21 protein-coding genes are annotated in these 24,455 nt (G+C 71.9%); 16 read left to right on the forward strand and 5 right to left on the reverse strand.

Annotated features, from left to right (window positions below):
- Window positions 1-42 precede the first annotated feature (42 nt).
- Window positions 43-1,032, forward strand: a complete 990-nt coding sequence (holA, locus tag AB0M27_RS23945; protein ID WP_365723901.1) for a DNA polymerase III subunit delta — start codon at window positions 43-45, stop codon at window positions 1,030-1,032.
- Between the two features lie 605 nt (window positions 1,033-1,637).
- On the opposite strand, the gene rpsT is transcribed toward holA, so the two are convergent.
- The gene (rpsT, locus tag AB0M27_RS23950; protein WP_067006864.1) at window positions 1,638-1,904 is read right to left on the reverse strand and encodes a 30S ribosomal protein S20; all 267 of its coding nucleotides are present in this window, start codon (window positions 1,902-1,904) and stop codon (window positions 1,638-1,640) included.
- Window positions 1,905-2,130: 226 nt separating this feature from the next.
- On the opposite strand from rpsT, the gene lepA reads away from it, so the two are divergent.
- From lepA to AB0M27_RS23975, 5 genes are all read left to right on the forward strand, one after another.
- The gene (gene lepA, locus AB0M27_RS23955) at window positions 2,131-4,005 is read left to right on the forward strand and encodes a translation elongation factor 4 (RefSeq protein ID WP_365723902.1); all 1,875 of its coding nucleotides are present in this window, start codon (window positions 2,131-2,133) and stop codon (window positions 4,003-4,005) included.
- A 274-nt stretch (window positions 4,006-4,279) separates the two neighbouring features.
- Window positions 4,280-6,154: an AMP-dependent synthetase/ligase gene (locus tag AB0M27_RS23960; protein ID WP_365723903.1), complete on the forward strand. Its 1,875-nt coding sequence runs from the start codon at window positions 4,280-4,282 to the stop codon at window positions 6,152-6,154.
- Between the two features lie 180 nt (window positions 6,155-6,334).
- On the forward strand, window positions 6,335-8,164 hold the full coding sequence (locus tag AB0M27_RS23965; RefSeq protein ID WP_365723946.1) for a SpoIIE family protein phosphatase: 1,830 nt from the start codon (window positions 6,335-6,337) through the stop codon (window positions 8,162-8,164).
- Between the two features lie 27 nt (window positions 8,165-8,191).
- Window positions 8,192-9,424 (forward strand): radical SAM family heme chaperone HemW, encoded by a 1,233-nt coding sequence (gene hemW, locus AB0M27_RS23970; RefSeq protein WP_365723904.1) that lies wholly within the window; start codon window positions 8,192-8,194, stop codon window positions 9,422-9,424.
- Window positions 9,425-9,524: 100 nt separating this feature from the next.
- Window positions 9,525-10,103: a Uma2 family endonuclease gene (locus tag AB0M27_RS23975; protein ID WP_365723905.1), complete on the forward strand. Its 579-nt coding sequence runs from the start codon at window positions 9,525-9,527 to the stop codon at window positions 10,101-10,103.
- On the opposite strand, the gene AB0M27_RS23980 is transcribed toward AB0M27_RS23975, so the two are convergent.
- Window positions 10,081-10,896, reverse strand: coding sequence for a DUF3097 domain-containing protein (locus AB0M27_RS23980; RefSeq protein WP_365723906.1), 816 nt, complete (start codon window positions 10,894-10,896; stop codon window positions 10,081-10,083). The genes AB0M27_RS23975 and AB0M27_RS23980 overlap by 23 nt on opposite strands.
- Window positions 10,897-10,930: 34 nt before the next feature.
- Window positions 10,931-11,653, reverse strand: a complete 723-nt coding sequence (locus AB0M27_RS23985) for an MBL fold metallo-hydrolase (RefSeq protein WP_365723907.1) — start codon at window positions 11,651-11,653, stop codon at window positions 10,931-10,933.
- Window positions 11,654-11,823: 170 nt separating this feature from the next.
- Here AB0M27_RS23985 and hrcA point away from each other — a divergent pair, with 170 nt between their 5' ends.
- The 5 genes from hrcA (at window position 11,824) to AB0M27_RS24010 (ending at window position 16,365) form a co-directional block, all read left to right on the forward strand.
- Complete coding sequence (gene hrcA / locus AB0M27_RS23990) at window positions 11,824-12,840, forward strand: heat-inducible transcriptional repressor HrcA (RefSeq protein ID WP_365723908.1); 1,017 nt, start codon at window positions 11,824-11,826, stop codon at window positions 12,838-12,840.
- A complete protein-coding gene (gene dnaJ, locus AB0M27_RS23995) occupies window positions 12,841-13,977 on the forward strand; it encodes a molecular chaperone DnaJ (RefSeq protein WP_365723909.1) in 1,137 nt (378 codons plus the stop codon).
- Window positions 13,978-14,088: 111 nt separating this feature from the next.
- Window positions 14,089-15,207 (forward strand): nitronate monooxygenase, encoded by a 1,119-nt coding sequence (locus AB0M27_RS24000; RefSeq protein ID WP_365723910.1) that lies wholly within the window; start codon window positions 14,089-14,091, stop codon window positions 15,205-15,207.
- Window positions 15,204-15,956: a 16S rRNA (uracil(1498)-N(3))-methyltransferase gene (locus tag AB0M27_RS24005; protein WP_365723911.1), complete on the forward strand. Its 753-nt coding sequence runs from the start codon at window positions 15,204-15,206 to the stop codon at window positions 15,954-15,956. The genes AB0M27_RS24000 and AB0M27_RS24005 overlap by 4 nt, the downstream gene beginning before the upstream one ends.
- 16 nt (window positions 15,957-15,972) lie before the next feature.
- Window positions 15,973-16,365: a VOC family protein gene (locus tag AB0M27_RS24010; RefSeq protein WP_365723912.1), complete on the forward strand. Its 393-nt coding sequence runs from the start codon at window positions 15,973-15,975 to the stop codon at window positions 16,363-16,365.
- Here AB0M27_RS24010 and AB0M27_RS24015 read toward each other — a convergent pair.
- The gene (locus tag AB0M27_RS24015; RefSeq protein WP_365723913.1) at window positions 16,307-16,744 is read right to left on the reverse strand and encodes a hypothetical protein; all 438 of its coding nucleotides are present in this window, start codon (window positions 16,742-16,744) and stop codon (window positions 16,307-16,309) included. The two genes, AB0M27_RS24010 and AB0M27_RS24015, sit on opposite strands and share 59 nt — an antisense overlap.
- A gap of 196 nt (window positions 16,745-16,940) precedes the next feature.
- Between AB0M27_RS24015 and AB0M27_RS24020 the strand changes: the two genes are divergently transcribed.
- From AB0M27_RS24020 to AB0M27_RS24040, 5 genes are read left to right on the forward strand one after another with little or no spacing between them, the layout of a single operon-like run.
- The gene (locus AB0M27_RS24020) at window positions 16,941-17,450 is read left to right on the forward strand and encodes a hypothetical protein (RefSeq protein ID WP_365723914.1); all 510 of its coding nucleotides are present in this window, start codon (window positions 16,941-16,943) and stop codon (window positions 17,448-17,450) included.
- A gap of 60 nt (window positions 17,451-17,510) precedes the next feature.
- Window positions 17,511-20,729, forward strand: a complete 3,219-nt coding sequence (locus tag AB0M27_RS24025) for a S41 family peptidase (RefSeq protein WP_365723915.1) — start codon at window positions 17,511-17,513, stop codon at window positions 20,727-20,729.
- A 48-nt stretch (window positions 20,730-20,777) separates the two neighbouring features.
- Window positions 20,778-21,131, forward strand: a complete 354-nt coding sequence (locus tag AB0M27_RS24030; RefSeq protein ID WP_365723916.1) for a histidine triad nucleotide-binding protein — start codon at window positions 20,778-20,780, stop codon at window positions 21,129-21,131.
- A 15-nt stretch (window positions 21,132-21,146) separates the two neighbouring features.
- Window positions 21,147-22,052, forward strand: a complete 906-nt coding sequence (locus AB0M27_RS24035; protein WP_365723917.1) for a ribonuclease Z — start codon at window positions 21,147-21,149, stop codon at window positions 22,050-22,052.
- 20 nt (window positions 22,053-22,072) lie between these two features.
- On the forward strand, window positions 22,073-23,077 hold the full coding sequence (locus AB0M27_RS24040; protein ID WP_365723918.1) for an adenosine deaminase: 1,005 nt from the start codon (window positions 22,073-22,075) through the stop codon (window positions 23,075-23,077).
- On the opposite strand, the gene AB0M27_RS24045 is transcribed toward AB0M27_RS24040, so the two are convergent.
- Window positions 23,029-24,258, reverse strand: a complete 1,230-nt coding sequence (locus AB0M27_RS24045) for an MFS transporter (RefSeq protein WP_365723919.1) — start codon at window positions 24,256-24,258, stop codon at window positions 23,029-23,031. The two genes, AB0M27_RS24040 and AB0M27_RS24045, sit on opposite strands and share 49 nt — an antisense overlap.
- Window positions 24,259-24,455: the final 197 nt, after the last annotated feature.

The following is a 24,455-nucleotide window of genomic DNA, read 5'->3' on the forward strand; positions in this document are numbered from 1 at the left end:
GCGGCCGGTTCGTTGTCAGTGCCGCGTGGGATGCTGTGAGTGATGGCCAGGAAGACTGCGAATGACGACCCTCTCGCCCCGGTGACGCTCGCCGTGGGCCAGGAGGACCTCCTGCTCGACCGTGCCGTGCGGGAGGTGGTGGCCGCCGCCAAGGCCGCCGACGCCGACACGGACGTACGCGACCTCACCCCGGACCAGTTGCAGCCCGGCACACTCGCCGAGCTCACCAGTCCTTCGCTCTTCGCCGAGCGGAAAGTCGTGGTCGTACGCAACGCGCAGGACCTGTCCGCCGACACGGTCAAGGACGTGAAGGCATATCTCGGGTCGCCCGCCGAGGAGATCACGCTCGTGCTGCTGCACGCGGGCGGGGCCAAGGGCAAGGGGCTGCTCGACGCCGCGCGCAAGGCGGGAGCGCGGGAGGTGGCCTGCCCGAAGATGACCAAGCCCGCGGACCGGCTGGCCTTCGTGCGGGGCGAGTTCCGCTCCTTCGGGCGGTCGGCCACACCCGAGGCGTGCCAGGCACTTTGCGACGCCATCGGCAGCGATCTGCGCGAGCTGGCCTCGGCGGTCTCCCAGCTGGTCGCCGACGTGGAGGGGACGATCGACGAGGCGGTCGTCGGGCGGTACTACACCGGCCGGGCCGAGGCCTCCAGCTTCACGGTCGCCGACCGGGCCGTGGAGGGGCGTACGGCGGAGGCGCTGGAGGCGCTCAGATGGTCGCTGGCGACGGGCGTGGCGCCGGTGATGATCACCAGCGCGCTGGCCCAGGGCGTGCGGGCGATCGGGAAGCTGTCCTCCGCGCGCGGGGGGCGGCCGGCGGATCTGGCGCGGGAGCTGGGGATGCCGCCGTGGAAGATCGATCGGGTGCGGCAGCAGATGCGGGGGTGGACGCCGGACGGGGTCGCGGTGGCGATGCGGGCCGTCGCCGAGGCCGACGCCGGGGTGAAGGGCGGGGGCGATGACCCCGGGTACGCCTTGGAGAAGGCGGTCGTGACGATTGCCCGTGCGGCGCGGTCGAGAGGCCGGGGCTGATCCGGCGCCGATTCGGGCGGACCCGGTCCTGAGCTGGTCCTGAGCCGGGCGGATCGGGCGCCCACCCGTCAGGCCCAAGCCCCGCACGCGACGGGGTCGTTCGCATGATCGTCCGGAAAGGCACGACGCCCTCTCCCGCAGGGACGCGGACACCCTTCGGGGCACTGCCGACGGCGGCCCGGACGTCAGGTACCGCGAGGCCGGAGCCACCCGCCGTCCGCTGTCCGTCCCGTGACGTCCGGGGCCAGGACGCGATGATCGACGCCCACGGCCGGCATCACGAGGTCACGGGATGATCGACGTCCACGCCGGCTCCACGACGTCACGGCCGGCACCACGCCCGCCGACGTGCGCGCCCCGGCTCCGGTCACCGAGGTCCGGTCACCGAGGTCCGGTCGCCCGGCTCCGGTCGTAAGAGGGACCGCATGCCGAAGGCCCCGCCGCCCGCCCTGGGGAAGGGAGGGTGCCGGGGCCTTCGGATCAAGCTGGTGGACTCGCACCCGCGTGGCGAACGCAGGCCGCGTGCGAATCCGGGGGTGCCGGGAGGGAGCGGATGAGAGAGGGCCCGCTCTGGGTCCTTCCGGCGGTCAGATCAAAAAGGAGGTTCAGCCCTTGAGGGACGTGACCTTGGAAGCAAGCGCCGACTTCTTGTTGGCGGCCTGGTTCTTGTGGATGACGCCCTTCGAGACGGCCTTGTCGAGCGCACGCGCGGCAGCGCGCTGCAGCTCGGTGGCCTTCTCGACGTCACCCGCGGCAGCGGCCTCGCGGGCCTTGCGGATCGCGGTCTTCAGGGAGGACTTGACGGCCTTGTTGCGCAGCCGAGCCTTCTCGTTGGTCTTGATCCGCTTGATCTGGGACTTGATGTTCGCCACGAAGGAGCCTTTTCAGGTTCTGGTGCGGGGCCGCGCGGGTCCCGTACCGGTGATCCAAAATATCTCTGACGTGCCTCGCGCTGAGAGGGCATGAGGCACAGCCATCTACAGTACCAGTGGCCCTGCGAGCGGCCCAAAACGGTGCCCGGTCCCTCCGCGTGGGACCATGGAGACTACGTATCGATCCGACCCGAGGCATAAGGCGCCTCAAGAGACAGGACCTTGCGTGCCCGCGACCCCTAACCATGTGCCCGAGCCGAGCCGTACCGCCCCGGCTCTGATCCGCAATTTCTGCATCATCGCGCACATCGACCACGGCAAGTCCACACTCGCCGACCGGATGCTCCAGCTGACCGGTGTGGTCGAGCAGCGGCAGATGCGTGCTCAGTACCTCGACCGGATGGACATCGAGCGCGAGCGCGGCATCACGATCAAGTCCCAGGCGGTGCGTCTGCCCTGGGCCCCCACCGAGGGCCCCGACCAGGGCACGACCCACATCCTCAACATGATCGACACCCCGGGGCACGTCGACTTCACCTACGAGGTCTCGCGGTCGCTCGCCGCCTGTGAGGGGACCATCCTCCTCGTCGACGCCGCCCAGGGCATCGAGGCGCAGACCCTCGCCAACCTGTACCTGGCGATGGAGAACGACCTCACGATCATCCCCGTACTGAACAAGATCGACCTGCCGGCCGCCCAGCCGGAGAAGTTCGCCGAGGAGCTGGCGAACCTGGTCGGCTGCGACCCGGAGGACGTCCTCAAGGTCTCCGCCAAGACCGGTCTCGGCGTCGACGCGCTGCTGAACAAGGTCGTCAAGGAGATCCCGGCGCCGGTCGGGGTCGCCGACGCGCCCGCCCGCGCGATGATCTTCGACTCCGTCTACGACTCCTACCGCGGTGTCGTGACGTACGTCCGTGTCATCGACGGCCAGCTCAACAAGCGCGAGCGCATCAGGATGATGTCGACCGGCGCCACCCACGAGCTGCTGGAGATCGGCGTCAACTCGCCGGAGATGCTGCCGGCCGACGGCCTCGGCGTCGGCGAGGTGGGTTACCTCATCACCGGTGTGAAGGACGTCCGGCAGTCCAAGGTCGGTGACACCGTCACCAGTCAGAACAAGGGGGCGACGGAGGCGCTCGGCGGGTACAAGGACCCGAAGCCCATGGTCTTCTCCGGTCTGTATCCGCTGGACGGCTCCGACTACCCCGAGCTGCGTGAGGCCCTGGACAAGCTGCAGCTGAACGACGCCGCGCTGGTCTACGAGCCGGAGACCTCCGCCGCCCTCGGCTTCGGCTTCCGCGTCGGCTTCCTCGGCCTGCTGCACCTGGACGTGATCCGGGAGCGGCTGGAGCGCGAGTTCGGCCTCGACCTGATCGCCACCGCGCCCAACGTGGTCTACCGCGTGGTCATGGAGGACCGCAGCGAGCACATCGTCACCAACCCGAGCGAGTTCCCCGAGGGGAAGATCGGCGAGGTGTACGAGCCGGTCGTGCGCGCCACCATCCTGGCGCCCACCGAGTTCATCGGCTCGATCATGGAACTGTGCCAGACCCGGCGCGGCACCCTGCTCGGCATGGACTACCTCTCCGAGGACCGGGTCGAGATCCGTTACACCCTCCCGCTCGCGGAGATCGTCTTCGACTTCTTCGACCAGCTGAAGTCCAAGACCCGCGGCTACGCGTCCCTCGACTACGAGCCCACCGGCGAGCAGACCTCCAGCCTGGTCAAGGTCGACATCCTGCTGCATGGCGACAAGGTGGACGCCTTCTCGGCGATCACCCACAAGGACGCCGCGTACGCGTACGGGGTGCGGCTCGTCGCCAAGCTGCGCGAGCTCATCCCGCGGCAGGCCTTCGAGGTGCCGATCCAGGCCGCCATCGGCTCCCGGGTCATCGCGCGCGAGACCATCCGCGCCATCCGCAAGGACGTCCTGGCCAAGTGCTACGGCGGTGACATCTCCCGTAAGCGGAAGCTGCTGGAGAAGCAGAAGGAAGGCAAGAAGCGGATGAAGATGGTGGGTTCCGTGGAGGTTCCGCAGGAAGCCTTCATCGCCGTCCTGTCCAGCGATGACAGCGCGGGGTCGGGCAAGGGCAAGAAGTAACCAGCGGTAACAACGGGTTACGTCCATAAACGCGGACACAAAGGGGCTCGTCGTGCGAAAGCGCGGCGGGCCCCTACGCGTGCGTAGCGTCGCTCTCCGTGGAAAGTGACAGGCCGATGCCCCTTACGCGGCGGCCGGTCGCGGCTTACTCTGATCCCTGCTCGATAGTTACTCGCGAGTTAAACAACAGTGTTACAACAGCTCGAACCCCCACCGTGAGTTAACCCAGCCGCACCGAGTACAGCCGCACCGTCGCGGGCCCCCGGAGGATGTCGTGAGCGACACACAGACCCTGATCGAGAACCGTCCGCCGTCAGTGGCGGCCCTCTTCCTGGAGCGCGTGGCGGCCACACCGGACGCCGAGGCCTACCGCTACCCGGTACCGCCTGCCTCCGGCCAGGGCCCCGACGACTGGAAGTCGCTCAGCTGGGCGCAGGCGGCCGAGCGGGTGTTCGCGATCGCGGCCGGCCTCATCGAACTGGGCGTGCAGCCCGAGCAGCGGGTGGCGCTCGCGTCCTCCACCCGGGTCGAGTGGATCCTCGCCGACCTCGGCATCCTGTGCGCCGGCGGTGCCACGACCACCGTCTACCCCCAGACCAACGCCGACGAGTCGGCCTTCATCCTCTCCGACTCCGAGAGCCGGGTGCTGATCGCCGAGGATGCGGCCCAGGTCGCCAAGGCGGTCGAGAAGCGCGCCGAGCTGACCGAGCTGACCAAGGTCGTCGTCATCGACGCGGCGGGCGTGGAGACGAGCGACTGGGTGATCACGCTCGCAGAGCTGGAGCAGCGCGGCGCCGCCTACCTGCAGACGCACCCCGAGCTGATCAAGGAGCGGGTCGGCGCGATCAAGAAGGACCAGCTCGCCACCCTCATCTACACCTCCGGCACCACCGGCCGCCCCAAGGGAGTCAGGCTCCCGCACGACAACTGGGCGTACATGGCGAAGGCGATCGCCGCGACCGGCCTCGTCGCCATGGACGACGTGCAGTACCTGTGGCTGCCGCTCGCGCACGTCTTCGGCAAGGTCCTCACCTCCGGCCAGATCGAGGTCGGGCACGTCACCGCCGTCGACGGCCGCGTCGACAAGATCATCGAGAACCTTCCGGTGGTGCAGCCGACGTACATGGCGGCCGTGCCGCGCATCTTCGAGAAGGTCTACAACGGCGTCGCCGCCAAGGCCCGCGATGGCGGCCCGGCCAAGTACAAGATCTTCCAGTGGGCCGCCGAGGTCGCCCGCGAGTACGCCAAGGTGAGCCAGGACAACTTCCGGCGCACCGGCACCGCCGCGGTGCCCTTCGGCCTCGCCGCCAAGCACAAGGTCGCCGACACCCTCGTCTACGGCAAGCTCCGCGAGGCCTTCGGCGGCCGGCTGCGCGCCTGTGTCTCCGGCGCCTCCGCGCTCGCGCCCGAGATCGGCTACTTCTTCGCCGGCGCCGGCATCCACATCCTGGAGGGCTACGGTCTCACCGAGTCCTCCGCCGCCTCCTTCGTCAACCCCGGCGAGGCCTACCGCACCGGCACGGTCGGCAAGCCGCTGCCCGGCACCGAGGTGCGCATCGCCGACGACGGCGAGATCCTGCTGCGCGGCCCCGGCATCATGGAGGGCTACCACGGGCTGCCCGAGAAGACCGCCGAGGTGCTGGAGTCCGACGGCTGGTTCCACACCGGCGACATCGGCGAGCTCTCGCCCGACGGCTATCTGCGCATCACCGACCGCAAGAAGGACCTCATCAAGACCTCCGGCGGCAAGTACGTCGCCCCGGCCGAGGTCGAGGGCCAGTTCAAGGCGGTGTGCCCGTACGTCTCCAACATCCTGGTGCACGGCGCCGACCGGAACTACTGCACCGCCCTCATCGCCCTGGACGAGATCGCGATCCTGGACTGGGCGAAGGAGAACGGGCTGGAGGGCAAGCCGTACGCCGACGTGGTGGCCGCGCCGCAGACGGTGGAGATGGTCGACGGCTATGTGCAGCAGCTCAACGCCGGACTGCAGAAGTGGCAGACGGTCAAGAAGTTCCGGCTGCTGCCGCGGGACCTCGACGTGGAGCACGGGGAGATCACGCCGAGCCTGAAGCTGAAGCGGCCGGTGGTCGAGCGGGAGTACAAGCACCTCATCGAGGAGATGTACGCCGGGACCAGGGAGAAGTAAGGGCTGGTCCGGTGAGTGTGCGGCTCCGCCGTGGTCTTGCGCCACGCGGCGGAGCCGCATACCGGGCACAGCCCCGCGCCCCTTTGACAGTCAGCGGCGTTCGAAAGTGGCCGTCTTCTGCCCACTTCAGTAACTCAGCGCTTATAGGTGCGCTCTGTCTGTCACCCTGGCCGCATGGACATGGCGGCCATACCCACACAGCGGGACAGTGAGCCCCGGGCCCGGGAGGTGCGCGGGCGCGCCACGCTGCCCGGAAGCCCTCTCGCGCCCGGGTCGGCCCGTGCGCTGGTGCGGGCCGCGCTGGCCGAGGCGTCCGAGGTGTGCGCGATCCCGGCGCGGCTCGTCGACGACGCCATGGCCGTCGTCAGCGAGCTGGTCACCAACGCCGTCGTACACGCCGGTACGGACGTGGTGGTCGACTGGCTGCTGGAGGACACCGGCGCGTTCGTGATGGAGGTGGGCGACCGGCATCCCTCCCGCGCCCCGCGCGATCCGCTCGGCGGCGAGGGGCCGTACGACACCCCCGAGTACGGGCGCGGTCTGCGGCTGGTCACCACGCTCGCCGAGTCCTGGGGCGTCACCTACCGCGCCGGCGCCAAGACCGTCTGGGCGCGGCTGCCCCCGGGAGGCGTCGAGGACCCGGACGGCCCCGCCCTGGACGCCCCCGTGGAGGTCGCCGAGGACCTGGCCCCGCAGCCGCACCGCGCCGACGGCGACCGGGACTGGCTCGGCCGGGGCGCGCTGTCGTTTCTCGCCGAGGCCTCCGACCTGCTCGCCGGACAGCTGGACGAGACCCTGGTCACCGCCCTCACCGGCCAGCTCATCGTGCCCCGGCTCGCCGACTGGTGCGCGGTGTGGCTGGAGGACGAGGCGACCGTGCGCGGCGGCGCCACCGGCGGTCCCGACCGGGTCTGGCACGCCAGCGAGAACCGCATCGAGGAACTGCGCTGCGCCCTGGAGAAGGAGCCGCCCTGCCCGGGCGAGGGGCTGCGCTCCGGCCCGGAGCCGTACCCGTGGCCCGGCCATGCGCTCGGCCCGCAGGGCGCCGACGGCACGGCGCTGGCGTACCGGCTGATCGCGGGCGGCCGGCCGCTCGGCACGCTGGTCATCGGCCGGTGCGGGCTCGCGCGCTTCCCCGACGAGGTCACCGGGCTCGTGGAGGACCTCGGCCGCCGCGTCGCCCTGGCGATCGGCGCCGCCCGCCAGTACGCCCGCCAGGCCACCATCAGCGCCGTCCTGCAGCGCGGCCTGCTGCCCGGCGCGGTCGCCACGATCCCCGGCGTGAGCAGCGCGCTCGTCTACGAGCCCTGCGACAAGGGCGGCCCCAGCGGCGACTTCTACGACCTGTTCCCGGCCGGTGACGGCCGCTGGTGCTTCGCCGTCGGCGACGTCCAGGGCAAGGGGCCCGAGGCGGCGGTCGTGATCGGCCTCGCCCGCCCCTGGCTGCGCCTCCTGGCCCGCGAGGGCTACCGGGTCGCCGACGTCCTCGACCGCCTCAACCAGCTCCTCCTGGACGACGCCACCGAGGCCGCCGACGCCGCTGCCCGCGCCCTCGTCGCCGCCGGCGGCCGGCCGGTGGTCACCGGGGACGGCCCGCAGACCCGCTTCCTGTCCCTCCTCTACGGCGAGCTGACCCCGTACGACGGCGGGGTCCGCTGCACTCTCGCCTCCGCCGGCCACCCGCTCCCGCTCGTCCTGAGCCCCGACGGCACCGTGCGCACCGCCGCCGGCCCGCAGACCCTGCTCGGCGTGGTCGAGGACGAGACGTACACCAGCGAGACCCTCGACCTGCGGCCCGGCGACAGCCTGCTGTGCGTCACCGACGGGGTGACCGAGCGGCGCTCCGGCGCCCGCCAGTTCGACGACGGCGACGGCCTCGCCCGCGCCCTGTCCGGCTGCGCCGGGCTCAGCGCCGAACTGATCGCGGAAAGGATCCGCCGCCTGGTGGACGGCTTCGGCGAGGGCCCGCCCGAGGACGACCTCGCCCTGCTGGTGCTCCAGGCGGAGTAACGGCCGCCGTGCTGGACAATGGAGGGCATGCCTTCCGCACTCCCCGACGGCGAGCCCGTCCCCGCCGACGGCGTGCTGCCCGCGCACGCGCTCGCCGGGGCCGCCGACCGCCCGCTCGGCTTCTACCTGCACGTCCCGTACTGCGCGACCCGCTGCGGCTACTGCGACTTCAACACCTACACCGCGACCGAGCTGCGCGGCACCGGCGGCGTGCTGGCGTCCCGGGACAACTACGCGGACACGCTGACGGACGAGATCCGGCTCGCCCGGAAGGTGCTCGGCGACGACCCGCGCCAGGTCCGTACGGTGTTCGTCGGCGGTGGCACGCCCACGCTGCTGGCCGCCGACGATCTCGTACGGATGCTGGCGGCCATCCGCGAGGAGTTCGGCCTGGCGCCGGACGCCGAGATCACGACGGAGGCGAACCCGGAGTCGGTGGACCCCGCGTATCTCGCAACCCTCCGGGAGGGCGGCTTCAACCGGATCTCCTTCGGCATGCAGAGCGCGAAGCAGCATGTGCTGCGCGTGCTCGACCGGACGCACACGCCGGGCCGCCCCGAGGCGTGCGTCGCGGAGGCGCGGGCGGCGGGCTTCGAGCACGTGAACCTGGACCTGATCTACGGCACCCCCGGCGAGAGCGACGACGACTGGCGGTCCTCGCTTGCCGCGGCGATCGGGGCGGGACCAGACCACATCAGCGCGTACGCGCTGATCGTCGAGGAGGGCACGCAGCTGGCCCGTCGTATCCGCCGGGGCGAGGTCCCGATGACCGACGACGACGTGCACGCGGACCGGTACCTGATCGCCGAGGAGACCCTGTCCGCGGCGGGCTTCGACTGGTACGAGGTCTCGAACTGGGCCACCTCCGAGTCCGGGCGCTGCCTGCACAACGAGCTGTACTGGCGCGGCGCCGACTGGTGGGGCGCGGGTCCCGGGGCGCACTCGCACGTGGGCGGGGTGCGCTGGTGGAACGTCAAGCACCCGGGGGCGTACGCGGCAGCGCTCGCATCGGGGAAGTCGCCGGGGGCCGGGCGTGAGCTGCTGTCCGACGAGGACCGGCGCGTGGAGCGAATCCTGCTGGAGCTGCGGCTGCGGGAGGGGGCGCCGCTGGGGCTGCTGAAGGAGGAGGGGCTTGCGGCGTCCCGGCGCGCGCTGGCGGAGGGGCTCCTCCAGGAAGGGCCGTACGAGGAGGGGCGGGCCGTGCTGACGCTGCGGGGGCGGTTGCTGGCAGACGCGGTGGTGCGGGACCTGGTGGACTGATCACTCCCGCGAGCGAATCCCTCCGGAACGCCGGTTCGGTCCCTAACCTGGTTCGTAGGCTGCCGCCAAAAGGACGCGGCGGATGTGGAGGGCCACGGAGATGACCGCTGTGGACGAGCGTGGGATGACCGAGTTCTTCGAGGAGTTCGAGCCTCCGGAGGGCGTCAGGGTCGAGCTTCTCCGGGGGGTCATTGTGATGATGGCCAGCCCTGATCTGGTGCACAACCTCATCGTGCTGCTCACGGAGAGGCAGATCCCGCTGGACCATTGGTATCCCCTCCAGACCCAGGACGTCGACATTGTCGACGAGGCCAGTGAGCCAGTCCCCGACCTCGTGGTCGTGGCGCCCGAGGTCTTGCCGGCGTCGGGGCGGCTGCTGCCTTCCGGGCTGATCACCATGGTCGTGGAAGTCGTCTCCAAGACCAGTGTCGAACGGGACTACGGCGTCAAGCGTTCCATCTACGCCGCAGGCCAGGTGCCCGCCTACCTTGTCATCGATCCGATCATGGGTCAGTGCGTTCTGTTGACGAACCCGGTGGGCACGGGCGAGGCAGCCGACTATCGGAAGCAGTACATCGTCAAGTTCGGCGAGCCGCTGCCGGTGGACATTCTGGGTATCGAACTCGACACGAGCGAGTTCCGTACGTTCCCCAACGTCAGGCCCCACCGCTACCCGTGACGAAGTCGATCAGCTCCTCCACCCGCCCCAGCAGCTCCGGCTCCAGGTCCTTGTAGGACCCCACCCGCCGCAGGATGGCCTGCCACACCGCCCCGGTGTTCTCCGACGGCCAGCCCAGCGCCCGGCACACCCCCGTCTTCCAGTCCTGACCGCGCGGCACCGTCGGCCAGCCCTCGATGCCCAGCGAGGTCGGCTTCACCGCCTGCCAGATGTCGATGTACGGGTGCCCGACCACCAGCGCGTGCTCGCCGGTCACCGACTCAGCGATCCGCCACTCCTTCGTGCCCGGCACCAGGTGGTCCACCAGGACGCCCAGGCGGGCGTCCGGGTCCGGTGCGAAGGACGACACGATCGACGGCAGGTCGTCCACGCCCTCCAGGTACTCCACGACCACACCCTCGATGCGCAGGTCGTCGCCCCACACCTTCTCGACCAGCTCGGCGTCGTGCCGGCCCTCGACGTAGATACGGCCGGCGCGGGCCACGCGGGCGCGGGCACCGGGGACGGCGACCGAGCCGGAGGCGGTACGCGTGGGTCGTACCGGAGCCGAGGAGGATGGCCGTACGAGCGTCACCACCCGCCCCTCCAGCAGAAAGCCCCGCGGCTCCAGCGGGAACACCCGGTGCTTGCCGAAGCGGTCCTCAAGGGTCACCGTGCCCGCCTCGCAGCGGATCACCGCCCCGCAGAACCCGGTGCCGGGCTCCTCCACCACCAGGCCCGGCTCCGCCGGTACCTCCGGCACGGCCTTCGGCTTCTTCCACGGCGGGGTCAGGTCGGCGGAGTACTGGCGCATTCGAGTGACGATAGGAGAAGCCGTACGGCCGCGCTCACGACACGCCGAAACGGGCCGCCAGCTCGTCGCGCTGCCTTCGGACGAACGCCGCGTCCACCACCGCTCCGTGACCGGGCACGTACAGCGCGTCCTCGCCACCCAGGGACAGGAGCCGGTCCAAGGCGTCCGGCCAGCGGGACGGGAGCGCGTCCGGGCCCGCCTGGGGTTCGCCGGACTCCTCGACCAGGTCACCGCAGAACACCACCTCGGGATCTCCTGGGACCAGCACCGCCAGATCATGCGCGGTATGCCCCGGACCCACGTTCGCCAGCAGAACCTGCCGGCCGCCCCCGAGGTCCAGCGTCCACTCGCCGCAGACCAGATGGCCGGGCGGCACCAGCGCGTCCACCGCCTCGTCCGCGTCCGCCGCCGCGAGTCCGTTTCTCACGGCGTCCGTGCGCAGCTCGTGGCGCTCGTACGCCAGTACCGCGTCGACGCCCACCGCCCCGTACAGCTCCGCCCCCGCGAAGGCCGCCGCCCCGAGGACATGGTCGAAGTGGGGGTGGGTCAGCGCGAGATGGGTCACACGGCCGCCGGTCAGTTCCTCGGCCTGTCTCCGCAGCCGCGCGCCCTCGGCCAGGCTGGAGCCGGCGTCCACCATCAGCGCCGTACCCTCCCCGAGGATCAGCCCGGCCGTGCAGTCCCAGCCGGGCAGCCGGCACCGGCCGACCCCCGGGGCCAGCCGTTCCCACCCCAGCTCTTCCCAAGTCACCGTCATACCGGCGACGCTAGCCGCACGAGCCGCCGGGACCGCACCGACCTTGCCCTGGGCGTACCCGACAGCCGTACACTGGGCCGGGGAACGCTGGCACTCGCATGCGAAGAGTGCCAGGCGGACGAACCGCAGGGCCGACTGGAACCGAGGGGACGTGCTGGAGGTGCGCGCGAATGCTGAGTGAACGCAGGCTTCAGGTACTGCGCGCCATCGTCCAGGACTACGTCGGCACCGAGGAGCCGGTCGGGTCGAAGGCCCTGACCGAGCGGCACAGCCTCGGCGTGTCCCCGGCGACGGTCCGTAACGACATGGCGGCCCTGGAGGACGAGGGGTACATCGCCCAGCCGTACACCAGCGCCGGGCGGATCCCCACGGACAAGGGCTATCGGCTGTTCGTGGACAAGCTGGCGGGCGTCAAGCCCATGACCGCGCCCGAGCGGCGCGCCATCCAGAACTTCCTGGAGGGCGCCGTCGACCTCGACGACGTGGTGGCGCGGACCGTGCGGCTGCTCGCGCAGCTGACCCGGCAGGTCGCCGTCGTGCAGTACCCGTCCCTGACCCGGTCCACCGTGCGGCACGTGGAGCTGCTCTCGCTCGCCCCCGCGCGCGTGATGCTCGTGCTGATCACGGACACCGGCCGGGTCGAGCAGCGGATGGTCGACTGCCCGGCGCCCTTCGGCGAGGCCTCCCTCGCCGATCTGCGGGCGCGGCTGAACAGCCGGGTCGCGGGCCGCCGGTTCACGGACGTGCCGACGCTGGTCGAGGACCTGCCGGAGGCCTTCGACCCCGAGGACCGCGGTACGGTCTCGACGGTGCTCTCCACTCTTCTGGAGACGCTGGTCGAGGAGAACGAGGAGCGGTTGATGATCGGCGGTACCGCCAATCTCACCCGCTTCGGGCATGACTTTCCCCTCACGATCCGGCCCGTCCTGGAGGCCCTGGAGGAGCAGGTCGTGCTCCTCAAGCTCCTGGGCGAGGCGAAGGATCCGGGCGTGACGGTGCGCATCGGGCACGAGAACGCCCACGAGGGGCTCAACTCCACCTCCGTGGTGTCGGTCGGCTACGGTTCGGGCGGCGAGGCGGTTGCCAAGCTCGGCGTGGTCGGACCGACCCGCATGGACTATCCGGGAACGATGGGAGCGGTACGCGCAGTGGCACGGTACGTCGGACAGATCCTGGCGGAGTCGTAAGTGGCCACGGACTACTACGCCGTTCTCGGCGTGCGCCGCGACGCGTCGCAGGATGAGATCAAGAAGGCGTTCCGCCGGCTCGCGCGCGAGCTGCACCCGGACGTCAACCCGGACCCGAAGACCCAGGAGCGGTTCAAGGAGATCAACGCCGCTTACGAGGTGCTCTCGGACCCGCAGAAGAAGCAGGTCTACGACCTCGGCGGCGACCCGCTGTCGCAGGCGGGCGGCGCCGGCGCGGGCGGCTTCGGGGCCGGTGGCTTCGGCAACTTCTCCGACATCATGGACGCGTTCTTCGGTACGGCGTCGCAGCGCGGCCCGCGCTCGCGCACCCGGCGCGGCCAGGACGCGATGATCCGCATCGAGGTCGAGCTGGACGAGGCGGCCTTCGGGACGACCAAGGACATCCAGGTCGACACCGCGGTCGTCTGCAACACCTGTAACGGCGAGGGCGCGGCGCCCGGTACGACCGCCCAGACGTGTGACATGTGCCGTGGCCGCGGTGAGGTCTCGCAGGTCACCCGGTCCTTCCTCGGCCAGGTCATGACCTCGCGTCCCTGCCCGCAGTGCCAGGGCTTCGGGACCGTCGTGCCGACCCCGTGCCCGGAGTGCGCCGGCGACGGCCGCGTCCGCTCCCGCCGCACCCTGACCGTGAAGATCCCGGCCGGTGTCGACAACGGCACGCGGATCCAGCTCGCCGGCGAGGGCGAGGTCGGGCCGGGCGGCGGTCCGGCCGGTGACCTGTACGTCGAGATCCACGAGCTGCCGCACGCGACCTTCCAGCGGCGCGGCGACGACCTGCACTGCACGGTCACCATCCCGATGACCGCGGCGGCCCTCGGCACCAAGGTGCCGCTGGAGACGCTGGACGGTATGGAGGAGGTCGACATCCGGCCCGGCACCCAGTCCGGCCAGTCGATCCCGCTGCACAACCGGGGTGTCACGCATCTGCGCGGCGGCGGCCGGGGCGACCTGATCGTGCACGTCGAGGTGCAGACCCCGACCAAGCTGGACCCCGAACAGGAGCACCTGCTGCGCGAGCTGGCCAAGCTGCGCGGCGAGGAGCGGCCCCAGGGGCAGTTCCAGCCGGGGCAGCAGGGGTTGTTCTCGCGGCTGAAGGACGCCTTCAACGGGCGCTGAGCCACCGCTGACGGAGGCCTGACGGGGTGCTTCGGCACCCCGTATGCCAATGGTTTATGCCATCGGACGCCCGGATTCGGACTTGTTCGACGGACGTGACAACATGCGGTCATGTCCTCCGCGCTGACCGATCTCTTCCCCCACCCGATCGTGCAGGCCCCCATGGCGGGCGGCGTCTCCGTCCCGCAGCTCGCCGCCGCCGTCTCCGAGGCCGGTGGCCTCGGGTTTCTCGCCGCCGGATACAAGACCGCCGACGGGATGTACCAGGAGATCAAGCAGCTGCGGGGGCTCACGAGCCGCCCCTTCGGCGTGAACGTGTTCATGCCGCAGTCCGAGTACCCCGGTGCAAGCACCGGCTCCACGGGAGCGGCCAACGCCGCGCACCCTTCTGGCGGCGTGGAGATCTACGCCCACCAGCTGGCCGGCGAGGCCGCGTGGTACGAGACCGAGCTGGGCGACCCGGACAGCGGCCGGGACGACGGCTACGACGCCAAGCTCGCCGTGCTCCTCGACAACCCGGTGCCCGTGGTCTCCTTCCACTTCGGTGTGCCGAGCCGGGAGGTCTTCGACAGCCTGCGCCGTGTCGGCACCTGCACCCTGGTCACCGCCACCACCGCCGAGGAGGCCCGCGCCGTCGAGCGGGCCGGGGCGGACGCGGTGATCGCGCAGGGCGTGGAGGCCGGCGGCCATCAGGGAACGCACCGGGACCTCCCGGAGAACGACGGCGCCGGCATCGGGCTGCTGTCGCTGGTCACGCAGATCCGTGAGGCCGTGAGCGTCCCGGTCGTCGCCGCCGGCGGCATCATGCGCGGCAGCCAGATCGCCGCCGTCCTCGCGGCCGGCGCGAGCGCGGCCCAGCTGGGCACCGCCTTCCTCGCCACCCCCGAGTCCGGCGCCCAGGCCGTGTACAAGCAGGCGCTGACCAACCCCCTGTTCGCGCGCACCGAGTTGACCCGCGCCTTCTCCGGCCGCCCGGCGCGCGGACTGGTCAACCGCTTCCTGCGCGAGCACGGCCCGTACGCCCCCGCCGCCTATCCGGAGATCCACCACCTCACCGCGCCGCTGCGCAAGGCCGCCGCCAAGGCCGGGGACGCGCAGGGCATGGCGCTGTGGGCCGGGCAGGGGCATCGGCTGGCCCGCGAGCTGCCCGCCGGGGAGCTCGTGGAGGTGCTGGCCGCCGAACTCGACGCCGCCCGGACAGCGTTGTCGGCCAAGGGGGGCCTGCGATGACCGCGCCGGTGTTCGTCGTCGACTCGCTGGAGGGCGTGGGCCCCGGCTCGGTCGTCGACGTCACGGGCCCCGAGGGGCGGCACGCGGTCTCCGTACGGCGGCTGCAGCCCGGCGAGAACGTGGTGCTGACGGACGGCGAGGGGCGCGGGGCCGCCGGGGTCGTCGTCGGTGTGTCGGGCAAGGACCACCTGGTGGTCGAGCCGTTCGAGTTCCCGGTGGAGCCCGAGCCCAGCCCCCGTATCACCGTGGTCCAGGCGCTCCCGAAGGGCGACCGGGGCGAACTCGCCGTCGAGACGATGACGGAGACCGGCGTCGACGCGATCGTGCCCTGGCAGGCCGCCCGGTGCATCACCCAGTGGAAGGGCGACCGGGGTCAGAAGGCGCTCGCCAAGTGGCGGGCCACCGCGCGCGAGGCCGGCAAGCAGTCCCGCCGGCTGCGCTTTCCGGCGGTCGCGGACGCGGCAAGTACCAAGCAGGTTGCCGCACTTCTCGCCAAAGCCGACTTCGCCGCCGTGCTCCACTCCGACTTCGAGCACGAGAGCGGGCGGCTGGCGACCGCCGAACTGCCCACCGAGGGCGAGATCGTGCTGGTCGTCGGCCCCGAAGGAGGCGTCGCCCGGGACGAGTTGGCGCTCTTCGAGGAGGCGGGTGCGCAGGCGTACGTACTCGGTCCTAGCGTGTTGCGCACATCAACCGCCGGCACCGCCGCCGTGGCCCTGCTGCTGGGCCGCACCGGCCGCTGGTCCTGAGGCCTGGGGGACAACCGTGGAACTCGCCCAAGTCCGGCTCCTGGTCACCGACTTCGCCGCCTGCTACCGCTTCTACGCCGACGTCCTCGGCCTCAAGCCGCAGTCCGGGGCGACCGAGGGCCCGTACGAGAAGTTCAGCCCGCACGCCGGCTCCGCCGGGATCGCGCTGCAGGACCGCGCGATGATGGCCGAGGTGCTGAACGAGCTGGGCGAGACGGCCACCGGGCACCGCTCCCTGGTGGTGCTGCGCGTCGACGACCTGGACGCCTATGTGTCGGAGATCACCGCCCGTGGTGCGGAGCTGGTGCATGGCCCGGCCCCCATGACCGAACGCATGCGAGTCGCCCACGTCAAGGACCCGGAGGGCAACCTGGTCGAACTCCAGCAGTGGCTGCTGTTGCGCGGCTGACGGCGGTGGCTTCGGCGGCTTTCGCGGTTTCGGTGGCTTCGACGGCCGCCACGGCCGCGTGGAACAGGTCCCAGCGATCGAGCTCCCCCCTCCCCGGCAGCAGCCCGCGCCGCTCGGCCTCGTCGACGAGGGCGCGTACGACGCGGGGTTCGCGCAGGCCGAGAAGGTTGCCGCGGCCGTCCGCCACGCACCCCGCGTACCAGTGGCCGTCGGCGGCCGAACCGGCCTCGCCCTCCCGGAAGACGATCCGGGTGTAGCCGCCGTCGCGGTAGAGGCCCAGCACCTCGCGGCAGCCGTCGGCGTGCTCGTGCCGGACGGACCACCGGTAGACGGTTCCGTCCGGCAGGGCGAGCCGCCTGAGCCTGTGATGACTGCGCATAGGACCAGACAGGCGTCAGGCGCTCCGCCGGTCCGGCCGCGAGGGGAAGTGCCGGGAGGCTCTGCCGGGCGCGCTGACCCGGCCACGTACGGGTGAGTGGCCGTATGTGGCCTTCCGTGGCGTCCGTGCCGGTGGCAGTCTGCCCTGCATGGGGGTATTGAGACGGATTCGGTGTGGGCGGCGCGGGACGCGGACGGTGGCCGTGGTGGGGCTGGTCGCGGGGGCCGGCGCGGCCCTCGTCGCGTGTCAGCCGGGTGACCTCAGTACCGCGAGCGCCGCCTACACCACCGACACCACCGCGACGGCCAGGCTCCGGCAGCAGCGTGTCGACGTCAGTTGGCTCACCTGCACCGGCAACTACGGCAACGGCGGCGGCGCGGCGGCTGGGACGCCCTCGCCGTCCGAGACCACCGTCGTGTCCGTCGACTGCCAGGGCGAGACCAAGGACGGGCGGAAGATCACCGTCACCGGGAAGGTGACCAAGGCCGTCGACGGCGCCTGTGTGCGGGGGGATCTGACCGCCAGGGTCGCGGGCAGACAGGTGTTCCACGTCAGCGGGCTCGGCGACTGCACCGCGACGCACGGGCCGACGTACGAGCCGCCCACCTACCGGCCCGGCGGCGGCCGGCCCACCGTGACGGTCACCGTCACCCGCACCATCTGGTGCAAGGGCGACCCCACCTGCTGGCCCGTCGAGGGAAAGTGACCGGGTGCAAGTGATCGGAAGGGGGAGCGGCGCACACCGGTCGCTGCGTACAGTGACGGGGTGACCCAGGGTGCTTCGACGGTGACCACGACGTCCTCCGCCTATCTCCGATTCCCCCATGTACACGACGACTTGGTGGCCTTCGTCGCCGAGGACGACGTCTGGCTCGCGCCGCTCGACGGTGGTCGGGCCTGGCGGGTCAGCGCCGACAACATGCCGGTCACCATGCCCCGGATATCGCCGGACGGACGGCACCTCGCCTGGACCTCCAACCGTGACGGCGCGCCCGAGATCCATGTCGCCCCCGTCGACGGCGGCCCCGCTGACCGGCTGACCTACTGGGGCAACCGCCGCACCGAGGTGCGCGGCTGGACCGCCGACGGGCGGGTGCTCGCGCTCGGCGCGCACGGCCGGCACAGCTTCCGCCACAGCTGGGCGTACGCCGTCCCGCTGGACGGCGGACCCGCCGAGACCCTGCCGTACGGCCCGGTCGGCGATGTGGCCGTCGGCCCCGCCACCGTGCTGCTGTCCGCGCCGATGGGCCGCGAGGCCGCCCACTGGAAGCGCTACCGGGGCGGCACGGCGGGCAAGTTGTGGATCGACCGGGAGGGGAACGGGGAGTTCGTCCGGCTGCACGAGGACGTCGACGGGAACATCGAGTGCCCGGTGTGGGCCGGGGACCGGATCGCCTTCCTCTCCGACCACGAGGGCACCGGCGCCCTGTACTCCTCCCTCGCCGACGGCTCCGACCTGCGCCGCCACACCCCCCTCGACGGCTTCTACGCCCGGCACGCCTCCGGTGACGGCACCCGGGTCGTCTACAGCAGTGCCGGTGAAGTGTGGCTGCTGGACGACCTGGAGGGCGCCGAGCCGCGCCGGCTGGACGTGCGCCTCGGCGGACCCCGGATCGATCTGCGGCCCCGTCCGGTGAACGCCGCCCGCTGGTTCGGCGAGGCGTCCCCGGACCACACCGCGCGTGGCAGCGCCGTCTGCGTGCGCGGCGGGATCCACTGGGTCACCCACCGCTCCGGGCCCGCCCGCGCCCTCGCCGCGAACCCCGGCGTCCGTGCCCGGATGCCGCGCGTCTTCCGCGCCGAGGGCGAGGAGTGGGTGGTGTGGGTGACGGACGCGGAGGGCGACGACGCCCTGGAGTTCGCCCCGGCGACCGGGACGGTGCCCGGCGCGCCCCCGCGCCGGCTCGCCGCCGGGCAGCTCGGCCGGGTCCTGGAGCTGGCCATGGCCCCCGACGGCAGCCGGGCCGCCGTGGCCGCGCACGACGGCAGGCTGCTGCTCGTCGAACGCGAGACCGGCGAGGTCCGCGAGGTCGACAGCAGCGACGACGGCGAGGTCTCCGGCCTCGCCTTCTCACCCGACTCCGCCTGGCTCGCCTGGGCCCACCCCGGCCCGCGCCCGCTCTCCCAACTGCGCATCGCCCACACCACCGACCTGTCGGTCACCGAGGCGACCCCCCTGCGCTTCCAGGACTACGCCCCCGCCTTCACCCTCGACGGCAAACACCTCGCCTTCCTCTCCAACCGCGCCTTCGACCCGGTCTACGACGAGCACGTCTTCGACCTCGCCTTCGTGGTCGGCGCCCGCCCGCACCTGATCACCCTCGCCGCCACCACACCCTCGCCCTTCGGCCCGCAGCGCCACGGCCGTGCCTTCGAGACGCCGGACAAGGACGAGACCCCCGACAGCGAGGGCACCCCCGCCACCCGCATCGACCTCGAAGGCCTCGCCGACCGGATCGTCCCCTTCCCGGTCGAGGCCGGCCGCTACTCCACCCTGCGCGCCGCCAAGGACGGCGTGCTCTGGCTGCGCCACCCCGTGCGCGGCGTCCTCGGCACCGCCCGTGCCCACCCCGAGGACCCCGACCCGCACACCGAGCTGGAGCGCTACGACCTGGCCCAGCGGCGCCTGGAACACCTGGCCTCCGACGCCGACCACTTCGAGGTCAGCGGCGACGGCAAACGCGTGCTGCTGTGGAGCGACGACCGGCTCCGGGTCGTCCCCAGCGACCGCCGCACCGGCACCGACGACGACGGCGACACCAGCGTCACCGTCGACCTCGCCCGCGTCCGGCAGACCCTCGACCCGGCGGCCGAGTGGCGGCAGATGTACGACGAGACCGGCCGCCTGATGCGCGACCACTTCTGGCGGCCCGACCTCGGCGGCGTCGACTGGACCGGCGTCCTCGCCCGCTACCGTCCCCTGCTGGCCCGGATCGCCACCCACAGCGACCTCGTCGACCTGCTGTGGGAGCTGCACGGCGAACTCGGCACCTCGCACGCCTACGTCATCCCCTCCGGCGGTCGTGGCGGCGGCCCCCGGCACGGGCTGCTCGGCGCGGACATCTCCCGCCACCCGGACGGCAGTTGGCGCATCGACCGCATCCTGCCCTCGGAGACCTCCGACCCGGACGCCCGCTCCCCGCTCGCCGCACCCGGCGTCGCCGTACGCCCCGGAGACGCGATCATCGCCGTCGCCGGCCACTCGGTCGACCCGATGACGGGACCGGGCCCGTTGCTCGTCGGCACGGCGGGCCATCCGGTGGAGCTGACCGTCTCCCCGGCGGGCGGCGGCGAACCCCGGCACACCGTCGTCATCCCGACCGCCGACGAGGAACCCCTGCGCTACCACGCCTGGGTGGCCGACCGTCGCGCCCACGTCCACGCCGCCTCCGACGGCCGGCTCGGCTACCTCCACGTCCCCGACATGCAGGCCCCCGGCTGGGCGCAGATCCACCGGGACCTGCGGGTGGAGGTGGCCCGCGAAGGACTCGTGGTCGACGTCCGCGAGAACCGCGGCGGCCACACCTCCCAGCTGGTCGTCGAGAAACTGGCCCGCCGCATCATCGGCTGGGACCTCCCGCGCGGCATGCGCCCCACCAGCTACCCCCTCGACGCCCCGCGCGGCCCGGTCGTCGCCGTCGCCAACGAGTTCTCCGGCTCCGACGGCGACATCGTCAACGCGGCGATCAAGGCCCTCGGCATCGGCCCGGTCGTCGGCACCCGCACCTGGGGCGGCGTCATCGGCATCGACAGCCGCTACCACCTGGTCGACGGCACCCTGATCACCCAGCCGAAGTACGCGATGTGGCTGGAGGGGGTGGGCTGGGATGTGGAGAACCACGGGGTGGACCCGGATGTGGAGGTCGTACAGAGGCCCCAGGACTGGGCGGAGGACCGCGACACCCAGCTCGACGAGGCGATCCGGCTCGCGCTGCAGGCACTGGAGGAACGGCCCGCGAAAACACCGCCGGGAATGCCGACCTGATGCGACTACGATGCACCGGTATCGATCACCAGCGCGAGGAGGACCCGCATGGCGGGAGAACCGCAGGACGACTGCCTGTTCTGCAAGATCGTCGCGGGTACGATCCCGGCGACGATCGTCCGCGAGACAGACACCACCGTCGCCTTCCGGGACATAAACCCCCAGGCTCCCACCCACATCCTGGTGATCCCCAAGGCCCACTACAAGAGCGCCGCCGTCCTCGGCGTCGAGGCACCGCAACTCGCCGCCGACGTCCTCGCCGAAACCCAGGCCGTGGCCGACGAGGAGAAGCTCGAGAGCTACCGGACCGTCTTCAACACCGGCAGCGGCGCCGGCCAGACCGTCTGGCACGCCCACGCGCACGTCCTCGGCGGCCGCGGCATGCAGTGGCCCCCCGGATAAAGCGAACACGTCACCGTGTCCGTACGTGAATTGGTGGTCCTCGGCACCGCCAGCCAGGTCCCGACCCGGCACCGCAACCACAACGGCTATCTGCTGCGGTGGGACGGCGAGGGCATCCTGTTCGACCCCGGCGAGGGCACCCAGCGGCAGATGGTGCGCGCCGGGGTCGCCGCCCACGACCTGAACCGGGTCTGCGTCACCCACTTCCACGGCGATCACTCCCTCGGCCTCGCCGGCGTCATCCAGCGGATCAACCTGGACCAGGTGCCGCACGAGGTCACCGCGCACTACCCGCGCTCCGGGCAGCGCTTCTTCGACCGCCTGCGGTACGCCACGGCCTACCGGGAGACGGTCGGCATCACCGAGGCTCCGGTCGCCGCCGACGGCATCCTCGCGGTGACCCCGTCGTACACCCTGGAGGCCCGCAGGCTGTCGCACCCGGTGGAGTCATACGGCTACCGGCTGATCGAGCCCGACGGCCGCCGCATGCTGCCCGACCGGCTCGCCGCGCACGGGATCAAGGGCCCGGACGTCGGCCGGCTGCAGCGCGAGGGCCGGCTGGGGGAGGTCGCGCTGGAGGACGTCAGCGAGGTGCGGCGCGGGCAGCGGTTCGCGTTCGTCATGGACACCCGGCTGTGCGACGGCGTGCACGCGCTCGCGGAGGGCTGCGACCTGCTCGTCATCGAGTCGACCTTCCTGGACGAGGACATCGAACTGGCCGTGGAGCACGGTCACCTGACCGCCGGGCAGGCCGCCGCCGTCGCCCGGGAGGCTGGCGTACGGCACCTCGTCCTCACCCACTTCAGCCAGCGCTACACCGAACCGGAGGAGTTCGAGCGGCAGGCGCGGGCGGCCGGCTTCGAGGGCGAGCTGACCGTGGCGCACGACCTGCAGCGGGTGGCGGTTCCGAAACGGCGATAGAAGATCCGTACGATGCTTTGATGCCCCTCCCGAAAGCAGAACTGCACCTCCACATCGAAGGCACCCTGGAGCCGGAGCTCGCGTTCGAGCTCGCCGCGCGCAACGGCGTGACCCTGCCGTACGCGGACACCGACGAGCTCCGCAAGGCCTACCAGTTCGAGGACCTCCAGTCCTTCCTGAACCTGTACTACGAGCTGATGGCCGTCCTGCGCGCCGAGCAGGACTTCGCCGACCTGGCCGACGCGTATCTGGCCCGGGCCGCCGCGCAGGGCGTGCGGCACGCGGAGATCTTCTTCGACCCGCAGGCGCACATGGCCCGGGGCTTGTCCATGGGCACGGTCGTGGGGGGGCTGTGGCGGGCGCTGGGCAGCAGCGAGCGGAACCACGGCATCTCCACCAGGCTGATCCTCTGCTTCCTGCGGGACGAGTCCGCCGAGTCGGCCATGGAGACCCTTCAGGCCGCCAGGCCGTACCTGGACCGGATCACCGGGGTCGGCCTGGACTCCGCCGAGGTCGGGCATCCGCCGGTGAAGTTCCGGGAGGTGTACGAGGCGGCCGCCGCGCTCGGACTGCGCCGCGTCGCGCACGCCGGTGAGGAGGGGCCGCCGGAGTACATCGGCGAGGCCCTGGACGTGCTCGGCGTCGAGCGTGTCGACCACGGGCTGCGCTGCATGGAGGACCCGGCGCTGGTCGAGCGGCTGGTGCGGGCGCGGATCCCGCTCACCCTGTGCCCGCTGTCCAACGTCCGCCTGCGCACCGTCGACACGCTGGCCGACCACCCGCTGCCGGCCATGCTGGACGCCGGCCTGCTGTGCACGGTCAACTCCGACGACCCCGCGTACTTCGGCGGGTACGCCGGCGACAACTTCGCGGCCGTACGCCAGACCCTGGGCCTGACCGAGGACCGGCTGCGCGAGCTGGCCCGCAACTCCTTCCTCGCCTCGTTCCTGGAGGACGACGAGGAGCGGCGGGCCCGCTACATCGCCGAGGTCGACGCGTACGAGTTCGGCGACGCGGTGTCGTAGGCCGGCTGGGCGGGCACGGCGGGCGACTCCACCGGCACTTCCACGACCGGCAGGGGCCGCCTGCCCGCCCGCAGCGCCACGGCCGTCATCGGCACGGCGATCAGCAGCAGCCCGGTGCCGAGCAGCTTGCCCATCACCGGGAAGCCCGCTCCTGCCGCCAGCACACTCCCCGTCAGCGGTCCCGCCGCCGTCCCCAGTGACGCCGCCGAGCCGACCAGGACCGCCCAGCGGCCGCGCGGGTCGAGTGAGGCGGCGAGGCCGATGACGTACGACAGGACGACCGGGTAGAGCAGGTTCCAGGAGATCTCGCCCGCCGCGAAGGCCGTGAGGTCGGTCGCGGACGCGCTGAGCGCGATACAGCCCGCGATCAGTGCCGTACCGGCGCCGATGGGCACCGCCTGGCCCAGCCGGGGGCCGAGCGCGCCCGCGCCGACGACCCCGACGAGTCCGGCGCCGAGCGCGACCGCGAACACCGCGCCGACGGTGACCTCGGTGAGGTGGGCCTGGTCGAGTCCGATCCGGCCGCTGACGCCCCACAGGGCGTTCTGGGCGAGGGACCAGCAGGGCATGGCGGCGGCCAGCAGCAGCCCGGCGCGGAGGCGGGGGAGCCGGCCGTGCGCGACGGCCGTACGGGCCGGTGCGGTATGACCGGACAGGCGGCCGGTGAGCGGGAGGACCGCGAGTGCCGTCAGCGCGATGGCGAGCAGCGGCAGGCCGTGGCCGGGGCCGAGGTGGGGAATCGTCAGGTACAGGGCACCGGCGAGGGCGGAGACGCCGAGCAGGCCGAGGGTGGTGACCCGGTGCGGGTCCCGGTGGGCGGCGATGCCGCTCGCGGCGACCGCCGTGACCGTGCCGGACCCGAATCCGCCGATGACCGCGCCCGCCACGACGGCCGGTACGAAGGCGGTGAGGGAGGCACCGCCGTAGCCGAGGACGGCGAGCGCGAGGCCGAGCCGGGCGAGCCTGCGGGGGCCGATGCGGTCGACCCGGGAGGCCAGCAGGAAGCCCGCCGTCGCCGAACTCAGCAGCAGGGCACTGCCGATGGCCCCGGCCTGCGTGGGGTTGAGCGGAAGCGCGGAATCGAGCCGGCCGACGGTGGTCGGCAGCAGATAGGGCGCGAGATACCCGGCCGTGAAAAGGGCGACGAGGGACCAGGGCAGGGGGCGGCGGGGGGCGGACACGGGCGTTCCCAGGCAGGCGAAAGGAAGGGCTCGAAGAAGGGGGAGGGGCGGCGACCGTCGATGGACAGGAACCCGCGAGCAAGTTGTATCAAGCACGCGGTTTCCGGAAGAAGCACGGGCGGTGCGATCTGTGTCACTTTTCGGTTTGCTGGGGGTGGGCCCGGGTAGGAGGAGCTACGCTCGTTCTCATATGTGGA

The sequence above is a fragment of the Streptomyces sp. NPDC052107 genome, assembly GCF_040680215.1.
In the GTDB taxonomy this organism is placed as follows: Bacteria; Actinomycetota; Actinomycetes; order Streptomycetales; family Streptomycetaceae; genus Streptomyces.